This window comes from Shewanella sp. AS16 (assembly GCF_021412365.1).
Lineage (GTDB): Bacteria > Pseudomonadota > Gammaproteobacteria > Enterobacterales > Shewanellaceae > Shewanella > Shewanella salipaludis.
In genome coordinates this window covers 1-414 of record NZ_JAKCLK010000062.1, presented here as the reverse complement: position 1 = coordinate 414, position 414 = coordinate 1, and the positions used below count along the sequence as shown (strand labels likewise).

At 53.1% G+C, this 414-nt stretch carries 1 protein-coding gene; it reads left to right on the top strand.

Annotation, left to right across the window (positions count from 1 at the left end; translation table 11 throughout):
• The coding region (locus LZP73_RS19335) for a SprT-like domain-containing protein (protein WP_234236539.1) at positions 1-267 on the top strand (267 nt) is incomplete at its 5' end.
• Positions 268-414: the final 147 nt, after the last annotated feature.

Sequence of the window (414 nt, the reverse complement as noted above, 5' to 3'; positions counted from 1 at the left end):
CACGAACTGGCACATTTGCTGGTATGGAAACATTTCGGCCGCGTAGCGCCACATGGCAAAGAGTGGAAGTGGATGATGGAAAGCGTGCTGGGCGTTCCCGCCCGTCGTACGCATCAGTTCGAACTGCAATCCGTGCGCCGCAACACCTTCCCCTACCGCTGCAAGTGCCAGGAGCATCAGCTTACCGTACGCCGTCATAATCGCGTAGTTCGTGGCGAAGCCGTCTATCGCTGTGTTCACTGCGGCGAACAGCTGGTTGCGAAATAACCACCTGAACTATCAGGAACTTTCCTGATCTGGCTGATTGCATACCAAAACAACTTTCGCTACGTTGCTGGCTCGTTTTAACACGGAGTAAGTGATGTACCGTTATTTGTCTATTGCTGCGGTGGTACTGAGCACAGCATTTTCCGG